This is a genomic window from Microbacterium sp. AG1240, from assembly GCF_003635115.1.
In the GTDB taxonomy this organism is placed as follows: Bacteria; Actinomycetota; Actinomycetes; order Actinomycetales; family Microbacteriaceae; genus Microbacterium.
In genome coordinates, this window is sequence record NZ_RBXJ01000004.1 from 149,746 (window position 1) to 163,902 (window position 14,157).

At 70.3% G+C, this 14,157-nt stretch carries 17 protein-coding genes; 6 read left to right on the forward strand and 11 right to left on the reverse strand.

Translation table 11 applies throughout. The annotated features are described in order from the left end of the window. The first annotated feature begins 39 nt into the window (after nucleotides 1–39). The 4 genes from DEU34_RS15600 to DEU34_RS15615 all read left to right on the forward strand — a co-directional run bounded on the left by DEU34_RS15600 (nucleotide 40) and on the right by DEU34_RS15615 (nucleotide 2,116). Complete coding sequence (locus tag DEU34_RS15600; RefSeq protein WP_121151887.1) at nucleotides 40–348, forward strand: biopolymer transporter Tol; 309 nt, start codon at nucleotides 40–42, stop codon at nucleotides 346–348. A gap of 101 nt (nucleotides 349–449) precedes the next feature. Further along, on the forward strand, nucleotides 450–932 hold the full coding sequence (locus DEU34_RS15605) for a pyridoxamine 5'-phosphate oxidase family protein (RefSeq protein ID WP_121151889.1): 483 nt from the start codon (nucleotides 450–452) through the stop codon (nucleotides 930–932). Nucleotides 933–986: 54 nt separating this feature from the next. After that, complete coding sequence (locus tag DEU34_RS15610) at nucleotides 987–1,727, forward strand: sulfurtransferase (RefSeq protein ID WP_121152066.1); 741 nt, start codon at nucleotides 987–989, stop codon at nucleotides 1,725–1,727. After that, on the forward strand, nucleotides 1,724–2,116 hold the full coding sequence (locus tag DEU34_RS15615; RefSeq protein ID WP_220659966.1) for a DUF3054 domain-containing protein: 393 nt from the start codon (nucleotides 1,724–1,726) through the stop codon (nucleotides 2,114–2,116). Before DEU34_RS15610 ends, DEU34_RS15615 begins: the two co-directional genes overlap by 4 nt. A gap of 192 nt (nucleotides 2,117–2,308) precedes the next feature. On the opposite strand, the gene DEU34_RS15620 is transcribed toward DEU34_RS15615, so the two are convergent. The 6 genes from DEU34_RS15620 to msrB all read right to left on the reverse strand — a co-directional run bounded on the left by DEU34_RS15620 (nucleotide 2,309) and on the right by msrB (nucleotide 6,595). After that, nucleotides 2,309–2,512: a cold-shock protein gene (locus DEU34_RS15620; protein WP_116648472.1), complete on the reverse strand. Its 204-nt coding sequence runs from the start codon at nucleotides 2,510–2,512 to the stop codon at nucleotides 2,309–2,311. A 31-nt stretch (nucleotides 2,513–2,543) separates the two neighbouring features. Further along, nucleotides 2,544–2,864 carry a hypothetical protein gene (locus DEU34_RS15625; RefSeq protein ID WP_121151891.1) on the reverse strand — a complete coding sequence of 107 codons (321 nt, stop codon included), beginning with the start codon at nucleotides 2,862–2,864 and terminating at the stop codon, nucleotides 2,544–2,546. Between the two features lie 190 nt (nucleotides 2,865–3,054). Beyond that, nucleotides 3,055–4,332: an NAD(P)/FAD-dependent oxidoreductase gene (locus tag DEU34_RS15630; RefSeq protein WP_121151893.1), complete on the reverse strand. Its 1,278-nt coding sequence runs from the start codon at nucleotides 4,330–4,332 to the stop codon at nucleotides 3,055–3,057. A gap of 62 nt (nucleotides 4,333–4,394) precedes the next feature. Next, complete coding sequence (locus tag DEU34_RS15635; protein ID WP_183042523.1) at nucleotides 4,395–5,474, reverse strand: DNA polymerase IV; 1,080 nt, start codon at nucleotides 5,472–5,474, stop codon at nucleotides 4,395–4,397. Between the two features lie 93 nt (nucleotides 5,475–5,567). Continuing rightward, nucleotides 5,568–6,122, reverse strand: coding sequence for a peptide-methionine (S)-S-oxide reductase MsrA (gene msrA / locus DEU34_RS15640; RefSeq protein ID WP_121151895.1), 555 nt, complete (start codon nucleotides 6,120–6,122; stop codon nucleotides 5,568–5,570). Then, nucleotides 6,119–6,595 (reverse strand): peptide-methionine (R)-S-oxide reductase MsrB, encoded by a 477-nt coding sequence (gene msrB, locus DEU34_RS15645; protein WP_121151897.1) that lies wholly within the window; start codon nucleotides 6,593–6,595, stop codon nucleotides 6,119–6,121. The genes msrA and msrB overlap by 4 nt, the downstream gene beginning before the upstream one ends. A gap of 131 nt (nucleotides 6,596–6,726) precedes the next feature. Here msrB and DEU34_RS15650 point away from each other — a divergent pair, with 131 nt between their 5' ends. Further along, a complete protein-coding gene (locus DEU34_RS15650) occupies nucleotides 6,727–7,470 on the forward strand; it encodes a Type 1 glutamine amidotransferase-like domain-containing protein (RefSeq protein ID WP_121151899.1) in 744 nt (247 codons plus the stop codon). On the opposite strand, the gene DEU34_RS15655 is transcribed toward DEU34_RS15650, so the two are convergent. Next, nucleotides 7,433–8,572, reverse strand: coding sequence for a zinc-binding alcohol dehydrogenase family protein (locus tag DEU34_RS15655; RefSeq protein WP_121151901.1), 1,140 nt, complete (start codon nucleotides 8,570–8,572; stop codon nucleotides 7,433–7,435). The genes DEU34_RS15650 and DEU34_RS15655 overlap by 38 nt on opposite strands. Nucleotides 8,573–8,645: 73 nt before the next feature. Between DEU34_RS15655 and DEU34_RS15660 the strand changes: the two genes are divergently transcribed. Then, complete coding sequence (locus DEU34_RS15660) at nucleotides 8,646–9,209, forward strand: TetR/AcrR family transcriptional regulator (protein WP_121151903.1); 564 nt, start codon at nucleotides 8,646–8,648, stop codon at nucleotides 9,207–9,209. Nucleotides 9,210–9,293: 84 nt separating this feature from the next. Here the strand turns inward: DEU34_RS15660 and efeB are convergent, their stop codons facing one another. The 4 genes from efeB to DEU34_RS15680 form a co-directional block, all read right to left on the reverse strand. Further along, the gene (gene efeB / locus DEU34_RS15665) at nucleotides 9,294–10,598 is read right to left on the reverse strand and encodes an iron uptake transporter deferrochelatase/peroxidase subunit (protein ID WP_121151905.1); all 1,305 of its coding nucleotides are present in this window, start codon (nucleotides 10,596–10,598) and stop codon (nucleotides 9,294–9,296) included. 1 nt (nucleotide 10,599) lies between these two features. Continuing rightward, entirely contained in the window at nucleotides 10,600–11,829 is a 1,230-nt protein-coding gene (gene efeO, locus DEU34_RS15670) for an iron uptake system protein EfeO (protein WP_121151907.1), read from the reverse strand. Then, nucleotides 11,826–12,818, reverse strand: coding sequence for an iron uptake transporter permease EfeU (gene efeU / locus DEU34_RS15675; RefSeq protein ID WP_121151909.1), 993 nt, complete (start codon nucleotides 12,816–12,818; stop codon nucleotides 11,826–11,828). Before efeU ends, efeO begins: the two co-directional genes overlap by 4 nt. A gap of 185 nt (nucleotides 12,819–13,003) precedes the next feature. After that, the gene (locus DEU34_RS15680) at nucleotides 13,004–14,101 is read right to left on the reverse strand and encodes an SDR family oxidoreductase (protein WP_121151911.1); all 1,098 of its coding nucleotides are present in this window, start codon (nucleotides 14,099–14,101) and stop codon (nucleotides 13,004–13,006) included. Nucleotides 14,102–14,157 lie beyond the last annotated feature (56 nt).

Here is a 14,157-nt window from a genome sequence, read left to right on the forward strand (position 1 = left end):
CGTCGCGGCATAGCTCTCCGATGCGATGATGGGCCGACCATGACCGACGACGAACGCTGGCTGGTCATCGACGGACGTCGGTGGCGCCGCACCGACCCCTGCCTGCCCGACGACCTCGCCGCGGCCCTGCGCTCCCACCTCGGGAAGGGGCGCTCGGGCGTGGGAGTGGCCAAACGCGCCGGCGATGATGCTGCTGTCGCCGCGGCCCGGCATCGCGTCGGACTCGCGAAGCACGGACTCGGAGAACGCGGTCCGTACTGGTGGGACGAACCCGAGCACGACCGCGTCGCACGCGCTCGCGCGGCCCTCGCCGAACTGGACGGCCTCGAATCCGCGGCGGGACGGTGAGCCTGTCGCACCGTTCACGCCCGGTGTCAACGGCGTGCGTCGGCGCGTGCGGGGGCGTTGCATAGGGGCATACCTCGACCCACCCCTGGAAAGGCCGCGTCATGATCGCAACCCCCTCCGAACTCGAGAAGCTCAACAGCCTCCTCAAGGACTTCCGCTTCGCGATGCTCACCAGCCGTGATGAGGACGGCAAGCTGACCGCGCACCCGCTCACCGTGCAGGAGAGCGAGTTCGACGGCGACCTGTGGTTCATCATCGGCCGTCACGCGTCAGCGGTGGAGCACGTCTCCCGTGACGCGAACGTCGGCGTCTCCTTCAGCTCGAACGACTCGTGGCTGTCCCTGGCGGGCACGGCCAGTATCGTCGACGACGGTGCGAAGCTGCGCGAGCTGTGGAACCCGGCCGTGGAAGCCTGGTTCCCCGAGGGGCCCGAAGACCCCGATGTCACCCTCCTCAAGGTGGACACCGTCAGCGGCGAGTACTGGGACAGCCCCGGCGGCAAGGTCGCCACGATCGTCGCTCTGGTGAAGCACAAGGTCACGGGTGAGAAGTACGAGGGCGACAACGAGAAGTTCGATCTCTGACGCGACCACACGCGCGGATTGGAGGGGGGCGCCGAGCTTGCGTACGCTGAGCCGGTGCCCTCCGTCCTGAACGTCTCGGCGTACCTGTTCACGCCCATCGACGATGCGGGCGCTCTGCGCCCGGTGCTGCGAACGCGTGCCGTCGATGCGGGGCTGAAGGGCACGATCCTCCTCGCCGAGGAAGGTATCAACCTGTTCCTCGCCGGCGAAGAGAGGCACCTGCGCGCATTCCTCGCGCAACTGACCGCCGACGAGCGATTCGCCGCGCTCGCGCCGAAGGAGAGCTGGTCGAGCGCGCAGCCGTTCCGCAAGATGCTCGTCAAGGTCAAGCGCGAGATCATCCGCATGGACCGCCCCGCAGTCCGCCCTGTCGCCGGCCGCGCCCCGGCCGTCGATGCCGAGACGCTTCGTCGTTGGCTCGATCGCGGTCACGACGATCGCGGGCGCGAGGTGGTGCTGCTCGACACGCGCAATGCGTTCGAGGTCGACTACGGCACCTTCGACGGCGCGCTGAGCTGGGGTATCGAACGCTTCACGCAGTTCCCGGATGCTGCGGTCTCCCACCGCGACGACCTGACCGGCAAGACGGTCGTGAGTTTCTGCACCGGTGGCATCCGCTGCGAGAAGGCCGCCATCCATCTCCGGGAGGAGGGGGTGGACGCCTACCAGCTCGACGGGGGCATCCTCGGCTATTTCGAGCGGGTCGGACGCGCCCACTGGAGCGGCGACTGCTTCGTCTTCGACGAGCGCGAGGCATTGACGCCCGGGCTCGCGCCGCGCGAGGTCGACGCGTGACGGACCGCGCGACCTCGGGCCGGCCGACGGGTCTGAGGGTGGCGGCGGCGTTCGCTCTCGACGCCGCGCTGGTGGTCGCCTTCGCCGCGACCGGGCGTGCGACGCACGACGGCGACGTGTGGAGCGGGCTCGCGGCGACGGCGTGGCCGTTCCTCGCCGCTCTCGCCCTGGGGTGGCTCGTCACTCGCGCGTGGCGGGGGCCGGCCGCGCCCGTCCGGGTCGGAATCGGCGTCTGGGTGACGACGGTCGTGGGAGGGATGCTGCTGCGGGCGCTGTCAGGACAGGGGACCGCGGTCGCCTTCGTGGTCGTAGCGACGCTGACCCTGTTCGCAGCTCTCGTGGGCTGGCGGTTCATCGCGGCGCTCGTTCGGCGTTCGCGGTCGCGTTGACGGGCCGCACTCTCCGAGTGTTCGCGCCTGCGGAGTGGTCACCGAGAGGGCGGCGATGAGCTCGGCCGGGTTCTCGATCCAACTGACCCACGGGGTCGTACTGCCGGCCCTCGGAGTCTCCGCAACGACGGAGGAGGCGCGAGGGCCAAGACCGACCGGCCGGACAGCTCGCGCTGCCCGGCCGGAGAAGTCTCAGAGGGGGCGAATGTTCGCAGCCTGCATACCCTTGGGTCCGCGCTCAGCGTCGAACTCCACCTTCTGGTTCTCCTGGAGCTCCTTGAAGCCGCTGCCGGCGATCGCGCTGAAGTGCGCGAACAGGTCGGCGGAGCCGTCATCGGGAGCGATGAAGCCGAAGCCCTTTTCGGAGTTGAACCATTTCACGGTGCCAGTGGCCATCGTGTTCTTCCTTTTTCTTTTCGGGCCGCATTCAGCGACCGTGTGTGCCGCTCCGACGTGTGCGGAGCGGACGGATGAGGCTCAACGAACGCGACCGGCGCGGGGTGACCCGGCGCGTGGCGATCGTTGCGCGAGCTTCTTCTACCGTGGTCTGCGCGAGTGCGGCAGACGCGTGGCGACCGAGGTCTTCTCCGACGGGGCCGTGCGCGTCGTAGCCGTCGGCTGCGGTGGCGACGAACCCGGCGTACTCACCGGCATCGGTGGCGACGAGGATGTCGGCATCGGCCTGGCGCCAGTGAACGGATGAAGAGGAGGAGCGGGGTGTGAAGGGAGGTACGGTGACGAGCGTCAAAACAAGCTTTCAGCAGGGCGGAGGAGGCGACACGATGGTGCTCTCACTACGCAAAATCTAGGGGTTATATGAGCCGTCTCAGACGGGGAAGAACGTCGGGGTTGCTGTTCTCTACATTGAGGCAGAGGGTTTCGACGCGGGGCCCCGGATCGGGACATGGCCAACGCTACCACGCCCCTCGACCGCTCGGCTAGGGGCGATCGTCGATCGCTCTCTCGCGGCCGGCGGCCAGGATCGCGCGCGCGGCCCGCTCTCCGGAGGCGAGGGCGCCCTGGATCGACGCGGTGGCGCGGTGGTCGCCCGCCACGAAGACCGCGTCGGCGATCCTCGCGCGCGTCGTCGCGCGCAAGGGAGCCGCTTGCGCGGGGAGGGCGAAGGGGATGTCGTCGCGACGTAGCAGGGTCCACGACGCCGCACCCGTCTGCCAGATCTCGCCGAGCTGACGGCGCACATCGGTTTCCGTCGCCTGTTCGACGCCGTCGGCGCGCAGCAGACAGGTCGCCTGCACGAGGTGGCGTCCGCGCGGTGCGTACGACGCGATGGAGTTCGACATCACCGCCGTGTTCACGATCGGACCGCGCCTGCGGGCGTCGACACTGATCATCGCGGACGCTGCGGGAGCGGTGTCGGTCGCGAACCACCACGTCTGCAGTCCGCGCATCGGCGGGCGAGGCAGATCGATGAGGTCGGAGACCGCGTCGGGTCCGACCGCGACGACGACGAGAGCGGCGGAGATCGCGTCACCGCCGTCGACGTCGACCTGCACCCCGCCCGAGTCGGGCCGCAGGCGCGATACCCGCTGGCCGAGTCTGATGCCGACCCCCTCGGCGGTCGCGGTGAGTGCGAGCTGCGCGGGAAGCGCGCCGATTCCGCGCTCGGGGAGCCCCGGGCGTCCGAGGACGAACATGCGCATCAGCAGACGGACGAAGGCGTCGGATGTGGTCTGCGAATCGTCGGCGAGCACCCCGGTGAGAAACGGCGCGAGCACCTCGGTGCGAAGCGTGCCGAACAGTCGTGCTCGATCCCACCCCTCCCGCAGCGTTCGGTCGGGCGCAGCCATCATGGTGCGCGGGCCCAGCAGTGCCGGTGCCAACCAGCGGGCGAGGGCAACAGCATCCGCCCCGCCGATCAGGCCGCTTCGGAGGGTCTCGAGGATGCTCGCGGGGTGCCGCAGCGGGTGGGCGATCTCTGCGACGGTGCGCTCCCGGCGCACGCGCACGCCGACCGGGAAGCGCTGCAGGCGGAGGGCCGCGATGTCGACCCCGCGCTGCATCGCCGGGTAGGCGGGGTTGAGCACGTGGAACCCGCGGTCGAGAAGGAAGCCGTCGACCTCGTCGGTGCGCTGGCGCCCGCCCACGGCGTCGCCCGCCTCGAGCACGACCACGTCGCGACCGGCTCGAGCGAGGTCTGTCGCGCAGCGCAGACCCGCAAGGCCCGCGCCGATCACGATCACGTCGTGCGTGTGCATGCCGCGAGCCTAGGCGCGCCGCTCGGATCGCGACGAGGGCTTGCCGGTCGGCGCGCGAGGACTCACCAGCCGCCGCGTGTCGGCGTGTGGCCCTCTCTCGCGTCGTCGGGCATGGCCATCTCGGCGCGCACACCGAGCAGACGCACCGCACGATCCGGGTCGATCTTCGCCACGAGCGCCATCGCCTCCGCGATCACGGCCGCGCGGTCGTCCGTCGTCGCCACGCGGCGCGTGAACGTCTTCGTGGCGAAGGGGGCGTATCGCACCTTCAGGCCGAGGCCCACGACGGGGCGCTGCTCGGCGGCGACGTCATCCAGCACCTGGTCGAGCATCGAGCTCACCGCGCGCTCGATGTCGGCCCGGTCGACGAGGTCGATCTGGAACGTCGTCTCACGGCTGTGACCGCGCGCCACCCACGGAGTGTCGTCGACCTCGGTTGAGCCCTCGCCGCGACCGAGCTGCCGGTACCAGAGCCCCATCTTCGGCCCGAATTCGGCGGTGAGAAGGTCTGTCTCGGCGTCGGCGAGCTGCGAGACGGTGAGGATGCCGTGGGCGGCGAGTCGGCGCGAGACCTTCGAGCCCACACCCCAGAGCTCCCGGGTCGGAAGGTCGCCCATCACCGACGACCAGTTCTCGGCCGTCAGGCGGAAGACACCGCGGGGTTTTCCGAAGTCGGTCGCGATCTTCGCTCTGACGAGGGTGTCGCCGATCCCCACGCTGCAGTGCAACAGGGTGCGTTCGAGCACGGCGGCCTGGATCGCGCGCGCGTAGGCCTCCGGTTCGGCGGTGTGGATCCCGACGAACGCTTCGTCCCACCCCAGCACCTGCACGGTGGCACCCGGTTGCGCGCGCAGCGTCGCCATGACCTGCTCGGACGCCGCGGTGTAAGCCGGAGCGTCGACCGGGAGCAGGACGGCGTCGGGCGCCTTCCGCGCGGCGATCCGCAGCGGCATCCCCGAACCGACGCCGAACGCGCGCGCCTCGTACGACGCCGTCGACACGACGGCGCGCTCCGTGGGGTCGCCTCGCCCGCCCACGATGACGGGCTTTCCGGCGAGCTCGGGTCGCCGCAGCACCTCGACGGCGGCGATGAACTGGTCGAGGTCGACGTGCAGCACCCAGGATGCGGCGTCACCACTCATGAGGCCAGTGTGCTCCGCACCGACGACATCCGCACGCCGCATACGACGAGAGCCGCGACCCCTGCGGGATCGCGGCTCTCGTTCGCGCTCGGGTCAGGCTGACGCCTCGGCGCGCTTCGGCAGCACCCAGCCGGGGCGCACGAAGTGGCACGTGTAGCCGTGCGGGATGCGGATGAGGTAGTCCTGGTGCTCCGGCTCGGCCTCCCAGAACGGACCCTCGGGCTCGATCGTGGTGACGGTCCTGTTCGGCCAGAGCCCGGATGCGTCGACGTCGGCGATGGTGTCGCGGGCGACCTGCTCCTGCTCGGGGGAGAGCGGGAAGATCGCCGAGCGGTAACTCGTGCCGACGTCGTTGCCCTGACGGTTCAGGGTCGACGGGTCGTGGATCTGGAAGAAGAACGCCAGGATGTCGCGGTACGTGGTCTTCGTGGGGTCGAAGACGATCTCCACCGCCTCGGCATGGCCGTCGTGGTTGCGGTAGGTGGCGTGGTCGTTCGTGCCGCCGGTGTAGCCGACGCGCGTGTCGAGCACGCCCGGCTGGCGGCGGATGAGGTCCTCGACGCCCCAGAAGCACCCGCCGGCGAGAACCGCCGTTTCGGTGCCCGGGGTGCGGGTGATGGCTCCGGTGTCGCTGGGTCCGCTGGTCATGATGCGATCTCTCCTTCATTGTCACTGAGCGTGTCGAAGTGTGTCAGGTAGGCGCCGTAGCCCTGCGCCTCGAGCTCGGCGACGGGCACGAACCGCAGTGCGGCCGAGTTCATGCAGTAGCGCAATCCTCCCGCATCACGGGGGCCGTCGTCGAAAAGGTGCCCCAGGTGGCTGTCGGCGCCGGCCGATCTCACCTCGGTGCGCTTCATCCAGAGCGAGCGGTCGGTCTTCTCGGTCACGACGGACGGGGCGATGGGCTTGGTGAAGCTCGGCCATCCCGATCCGCTCTCGAACTTGTCGGATGACGAGAAGAGCGGCTGGCCGGAGACCACATCGACGTAGATGCCGGCTTCGTGGTTGTCCCAGTACCGGTTGCGGAACGCGGGCTCCGTGGCGTCCTCCTGCGTGACGCGGTATTCGTTCGGGGTGAGGCGGCTCAGCGCCTCGGGAGTCTTTCGGTAGTCGGTGCTCACGGTGTCCTCCTCGGATCGCGCCCGCTGGCTGCGGCGTCACTGGAGAGAACGGACGCGGCCCCGGTTTTGGTCCCTCGAACCTGGGAGCGAGGTGTGAGTTCGCCAGGCCCGCGACGAAGGAGGATGGTCGCATGGGCGACTCCGGCACGCGGCGAACGGGCAGCATCCATCTGATCGGCGGCGGACGCGACGCGGGGCGCCTGGCACCTTTGTTCGCCGCATTCGTCGAAGACGCCGCGCAGCGGAGGGCGGATGCCGCGGCGCGGCCGCGCATCCATCTGCTGATCGTGCGCGAGCCCGGCGACGAGGAGACCGCCGAACGGTTCGCGGCGCCGCTGCGATCCGCCGGGGCCGACGTCGTCATACGTGCGGTGGACGAGGGGGAGGCCTTCGCCGCCGACGCCCTCAACGGTGCGGACGGGATCGCCGTCGGCGGCGGACTCACCCCGGCCTACCGCGACGCGTGCGGGGCGCTCGCCGCATCCATCCGCTCCCTCGTCGCGCGTGGCGCACCGTATCTCGGGTTCTCGGCGGGCTCGGCGATCGCCGCCGGCCGCGCACTGCTCGGCGGCTACCGACTCGACGGCGTCGAGGTCGGCGACGAGGGTGCGTCGGAGGAGCTCGACGAGCTCGAGGTCGCCGACGGTCTCGGCCTCGTGCCGTTCGCGATCGACGTGCACGCCGCGCAGTGGGGCACGCTGTCGCGGCTCGTGGCAGCGGTTGACGCCGGTCTCGTGCCGGAGGGCTACGCGATCGACGAGCACACCGTCGTCGTCGTCCGCGACGGGGTGATCGATGTCGTGGGCGCGGGCGCCGCCTGGCATGTGTCGCCGGGCGTCACCGTTCGGCGGGTGCGTCCTCGCTCAGCGCGATGACGAGTTTCTCCGCCGAGGTGCCTGCACGCAGTCGGTCGACAGCGGCCTGCACGTCGTCGAGGCGGTGGCCGACGATCCGTGCCGGGGGGAAGGCGACGTGGCGTCCATCGGCGAGCGCCGAGGGCAGGTAGTCGGTCCACAGCATCCGGCCCACCTCGTTGTCCATGAGCGAGCTGCCCCACACGAACCGGGCGCGCACACCCCTCAGCGCGCATCGCACCTGAAGAACGGCGTTACCGGTGACGAGGCGGCCGATGATGCGCGCTCGAGCGGCGGAGAGTCCGCCGCGGCGGGGCTGGTCGTAGAACGAGACGGAAGGGCTCGCCAGAGCCACCCTCTTCGCGCCGGTCGCGATGGCGATCGCGACGCACGGCTCGGCCGACCCCGTCGCGACCGCCAGCACGCCGACGGTCGAGGTTCCCCGAGTTGCCGCCACCACCTTCTCGACCACGTCGGGGTCGCGATAGTCGACGACGTGTGCCGCGCCCAGTTCGCGCAGCCGCGCATGGTTGCGGGGTGACGCCGTCGCGATGACGCAGTAGCCGGCGGCGCGGGCGAGCTGAATCGCGTTCGCCCCGACGCTGGTGGCCCCGCCCCAGATCACGACCGTCTCGTCGCGGCTCGGAGCGTTGCGCGAAGGGTGTGCGAGCGAGAGGTTGTCGGCCTGGAACAGGGCGGATGCTGCCGTTGACACCGCGAGGGGGAGTGCGACCGCATCGGCGTACGCCATGCGCTCGGGGAGCGGTGCCGCCAGGCGTTCCTCGACGGCGACGAATTCCTGGAACCCCCCTTCGGCGATGTGATCGCGCCCTTTCTCCATCCCGACGGCGTAGGCGGTGATCCGATCGCCCGGCCGGAACCGGGTGACCTGGCCCCCGACCGATACGACGACGCCGGCGACGTCTTCGCCGAGGACGACGGGATAGGTCAGCCAGCGATACATCAGTCGTCCGTTCGACTGCGTGATCGCGTCGAGCGGATTCACCGCGACGGCTCGCACGTGCACGATGATCTGCGTCGGGGATGCGGCGGGGTAGGGGGAGTCTCGAACGGTGAGATCGGCGTAGGGCTCGTCGATCCACGCGGCGGTGTTGGTCGGCATCTGTGGTCCTCTGATCGCGTGATGGCACGTCGTGTCATGACCATGATGACACGAAGTGTCGTAAGGTGGCTGCATGAGTCGATGGGCGCCCGACGCGGCACTGCGTCTGGAGAACGCCGCGGTCGATCTCTTCGAGAAGCAGGGCTACGGGCCGACGACGGTTCCGCAGATCGCGGCTCGTGCGGGCCTCACGACCCGCACGTTCTTCCGGCACTTCGCCGACAAGCGCGAGGTGCTCTTCCTCCGCGACCGGGAGTTCCCCGACGTCGTCGGCGCCGCGCTCACCGGCCTGCCGGGTGACCTGGGCCCGTCGGAACTCGTCGAGCGAGCACTCGCCTCCGCGGTCGAACCTCTCGAGCGGTGGCGCGAGGCCATCGGACGCCGCAGAACGCTCATCCAGACCGACGACCGTCTGAAGGAACGGGAGCTGCTCAAGTCGGCGCGTCTCTCCGAGGCCGTGGCGAGTGCGCTGAGTACGCGCGGGCTCGCCCCTCTCGACGCGCGACTGCTCGCGGCGATGGCGGTCTCCGTCTTCGACGTCGCCCTCGATGGGTGGCTCGACTCCGCCGACGGCACGACTCTCGCCGACCACCTGGCGGTCGTGTGGGATCGGATGCGCGCCGTCCACAGCGCGTGACGGTGCGGTTCGGGGCGCGTTTCTCGCCGCGGGGCGCGACATTTCGCGCCCCGAGCGGAGAAACCCGCCCCGAAACGGCGCAGGTCAGGCGAACAGCCCCGCGCCGACGTACGAACCCGGCGCGGCCCCCGGGGGCACGGCCCACAACCCCGAACCCACGTGACGGATGTACTCGCGCATCGCGTCGGTCGACAACGCCCTCTGCAGGCTGATGAACTGCTCGGGACTGCGCTGGAACGACAGGAAGAACAACCCCGCGTCGAGCCTGCCGAGGTCGGTGTTGCCGTCGACAAAGTTGTACCCGCGGCGAAGGATGCGGATGCCGCCGTTGTTGTCGGGGTGGGCCAGATGCACGTGGCTGGTGCGGTCGATGCGAGGCGCGCCCGCCGCATCCGTCGCCGAGAAATCGGGCTCGGTGAACTCGTCGCCGCCCGACAGGGGTGCTCCCCGTCCCTTGTCGCGGCCGACGATGCGGTCCTGCTCGCTGAGGCGCACGCGGTCCCACGTCTCGATGATCATCGCGATCTTGCGTGCGACGAGGTACGAGCCGCCCGCCATCCACGCCGGTTCGTCGCCCGCACCGACCCACACGTTCTCGTCGAGGGCGGCCGTGTCGTCGGCGAGGATGTTCGCCGTGCCGTCCTTGTATCCGAAGAGGTTGCGCGGGGTCGCGGCCCCCGTGGTCGTGCGCGAGGTGCGGCCGTAGCCGAGCTGCGACCAGCGGATCCGCGCGCGTCCGAACGCGATGCGGCTCAGGTTGCGGATCGCGTGGACGGCCACCTGGGGGTCGTCGGCGCAGACCTGGATGCAGAGGTCGCCGTCGGATGCTGCGGGGTCGAGATCGTCGCCGAGGAACGCGGGCAGGCGCTCGAGCGCCGTGGGGCGCGCACCGGCGAGTCCGTAGCGGTCGTCGAACAGCGACGGACCGAAGCCGAACGTGATCGTCAGACCGTTCGCGGCGAGTCCCTGCGCTTCTCCGGTGTCGTCCGGCGGGGCCTCGGGGGAGCCCCCGACCGCTCCGGTCGCACTGACTTCGAGCCCTCGCGACATCCGCGCCGAGGCGTAGGTCCAGTCCTGCAGCAACGAGATGAGGTCATCGCGGTCGGTGCGCGCCATCATGTCGAACGCGGCGAAGTGCAGGTGCTCCTGCACGGGGGTCGTGATCCCCGCCTGGTGCGTGCCGTAGAACTCGTACGCCGCCGTCGCCGGGTCGACCGTGGTCGCCGCGGCGGCGGTGCGCTGGGCCACGACGCCGCCGCCGGCTCCCATCACGAGGCCCGCGGCGCCCGCCCCGAACGCCCAGCCGAACAGCCCGCGGCGCGAGACGCCGGTTGCGGGGTCAGCCGGCGGGGCGTCGGCGCGCGGCGTCTCGTCGAATTCGGTGGTCACATCACTCCAGGACGGTCACGGTGAGCTGAGAGAGCGGCTCGGCCAGTGCGTTGATGAGGTCGGTGAACTCGCGCTTGTCGGCCTCGGTGAGCTGGCTGTAGCCGACGAAACCGTCGGTGAGCGAACCGTGCGCGGCCAGAGAGGCCTCGAGGTCGGCATAGCCGGCGTCGATCTCGTCGACGAGGGTGGCACCCTCGTCGCCCTTCGAGGCGGCGAAGTCGGACACGAGCGAGAACGCCATCTTCGACCCCTCCACGTTCGCGGCGAAGTCGGAGAGGTCGGTCCCCGACCACCAGTCCTCCTCGCCGCTGATCTTTCCCGTCGCGACCTCGTCGAGGAGCGCGATCGCGCCGTTCGAGATGCCCGCGACGCCCTGTGCGTCGAGTGCCGTCTGGAACTCGGCCGAGTGCACGTAGTCGTACAGCTCCTGCACATCGGTGATCAGCTGGTCGCCGTAGGAGGCGCGTTCCTCGGCCGTCGACGGCGCCCAGTCCTGCCAGGCGGGCGTCTCGCCGTCGGCGTTCAGGGCATCCTGAGCCGGAACCCAGAGATCCTTCTCGATGCGGTGGAACCCGGTCCAGTCGAGCCCCTCGGCGACAGCGTCGACCTCGCGGTAGTCGATGCGGGGATCGAGGTCGCCCAGCGCTTCGGCGACGGGCTCGATGCGCTCGTAGAACGCGCGCACCTGCGGGAACTGCGCCTGCGCCGCCGCATCGTCGCCCGATTCGTAGGCGGCGACGAACGCGTCGACGGCGGGCACGAGCTGGCCGACCTGATCTTTGACGAACGCGGCGTAGAGGTCGACGGCCTGCTGCTTCTGCTCGGCGTCGGGTCCGTCGATCGCGACCGTGTCGCCGCTGACGGAGAAGCCGGCCCGGCCGACGCCGTCGCCGATCATGCCGGGCTTGCAGAGCGTGAAGTAGTCGCCGGGCTGCGCGACGACGGTGAGGGTGCGCGACGCGCCCGGGGCGATGTTCTCGACCTCGCCCACGATGCGCAGGCCGTCGTCGGCGAGCAGGTAGAACTCCGTCACCTCGTCACCGCTGTTCGTGACGTCGAACGCGAGGGTGCCGCTCGTCGCGCTCGACCCCGACACCGCGCACCCGTCGGCGGTCGACGTCACGGTGAGGGCATCGGATGCGGCGACGTCGGCCTTCGCGACGCAACCTGCCAGGACGACGGTCACGACCCCGAGGGCTGCTGCCGCCCCGACGAGACGAGAGGTGTTCATACTGCTCCTTGCTGTGTGGTGGGCGCGCCGGCGGCGGGAACGCCGGCGCCGTTCGAGGGGATCCCGGTGCCGCGGGCGGAGTTCGTCGGCGCTGCGGGGGCGGATGTCGCTCGAGCGGTGCGCCCCGATGCGCCGCGGACGAAGAAGAAACCGACGACGGCGATGTACAGGCACCACGCGATGACCTGCAGCCACGTCATCCGCGGCATGAAGCCGATCGTGGCCTGGAGGATGGCGGCGAGCGGTCCGCCCGGAGGCACGGCCACGGAGAGGTCGAAGGCCCACCCGAGGGGGAGGGCCGCCCACCCGGTCGCGACGGCGCCGTTCGCGGTGTCCAGCGGGGCGCCGGCGGTGAAGGGGCCGGGAAGGGCGCCGGCCTCCTGCAGGTCGTGGATCGCGTAGGCCAGCACGCCGGCGGCGACGATGACGAGGAACGCGCCCGTCCAGGTGAAGAAGACCCGCAGGTTCAGGCGCAGCATCCCCCTGGCCACCGCCCACCCGAGCACGACCGCGCACGCGAGACCGAGGAGTGCGCCCAGGAGCGCATCGGGCGCGTTGCCGAACGACTGCACCATCGACCACAGCAGCAGGGTCGTCTCGATCCCCTCGCGGGCGACCGAGACGAAACCGATCGCGATGAGAGCCCAGACGCTGCCGGCGACCAGCGCGCGCTGCACCCCGCTCTCGAGATCGTTCTTCAGCGTGCGGGCCGTGCGCTGCATCCAGAAGATCATCCAGGTCACCATCGCGACCGCGACGAGCGAGAGGAGTCCGCCGATGAGCTCCTGCGCCTCGAACGTCAGGGAGTACGCGCCGAAGGTGAGGATCGCCCCGATGCCGAGTGAGAGGGCCACGGCGAGCGCGACCCCGGCCCAGAGTCGGGGAAGCGCGTCGCGATGGCCGGATCTCGACAGGTAGGCGACGAGGATGCCGACGACGAGGGCAGCCTCCAGGCCTTCGCGCAGGCCGATGAGGAAGGTCGCGAACACGGGCGGACGTCCTTGCATGGGGAAACGGGAACGAGGGGCGCCCCATCAGGTCGGCCTCGTGAGGTAAGGCTTGCCTCACCGATCCGAAACAGTACGCCCATCGAGGCCATCCCGTCCACACGACGCATCGACATCGAGTGACATCGCCCGATGACACCACGTCGTTCCGCGGAGACCGCCTCCGCTCAGGGGATCAGGCGCTCCGCCCGGTAGCGGTCGAACAGTGCGGTGAACGAGTCGACGGTGCGGTGGTGGAGGGTGAACCCCGCGAGGCGCGATTTGCTCATGTCGGTGACGACCTCGATCTCGCGGCCGAGGTCGGCGTCGGTGTGCCACCACGACGCGATGCGGGTGACGTCGGGCTCGACGAGTCCGTTTGCCGCGACCACACGGTCCCAGACCTGCTGCGCGTCGACCATCCGCTCCGCCAGAGGCTGGGGGTTCTCGCCGGGGCCGACGGGTGTGACACCGAAGTACGCGGCCAGCCGCGGCCACATCCAGCGCCACCGGAAGACGTCGCCGTTCACGACGTTGAAGGCCTCGTCGCGACCCGCCTCGGATGTGGCCGCCCACACCATCTGCTCGGCCAGCACGGTCGCGTCGGTCATGTCGGTCAGCCCGTTCCACTGCGAGAGCGACCCCGGGAAGACGAATGGCGCGTCGAGCTCGCGGCAGATCGATGCGTAGACGGCGAGGGTCAGGCCCATGTTCATCGCGTTGCCGACCGCGTGGCCGATCACCGTGTGCGAGCGGTGCACCGACCAGGTGAACCCGTCGCGCGCGGCGGCGGCGAACAGCTCGTCCTCCTGGGTGTAGTAGAAGTTCGGGGCGTCCAGTCGCGGTTCGTCCTCGTGGAACGGCGTATCGGGCATCGCTCCCTGCCCGTACGCCTCGAACGGTCCGAGGTAGTGCTTCAGCCCCGTCACGAGCGCGACGTGGGCGACCGGTGCGGCGGAGAGGGCGAAGAGGAGGTCGCGGACCATACCGCCGTTGACGGCGATGTTCTCCTCCTCGGTGGACTGACGCGACCATGCCGTGAAGAACACGTGCGTGGGGCGTTCATCCGCGAGCACCCGGGCGAGGTCGTCCGCCGATCGCAGATCCGCAGACAGCGCTCGCACGCCGGCGCGCGGTGCACCGGGGCGTCGGGAGAGCGCGGTCACCTGCCATCCGCTCTCGGCGAGCAGATCGACCAGGGCCGAACCACCGATCCCGGTCGCGCCCACGACGAGCGCGCGGCGATTCGGAGCGGACGGGGAGGAGGTGTTCGTGGAGGAAGTCATCCCCCGGCCCAACGCGGACGGGCGGGAGGCATTCCCCCTGCGGAGTGCGCGTTCGC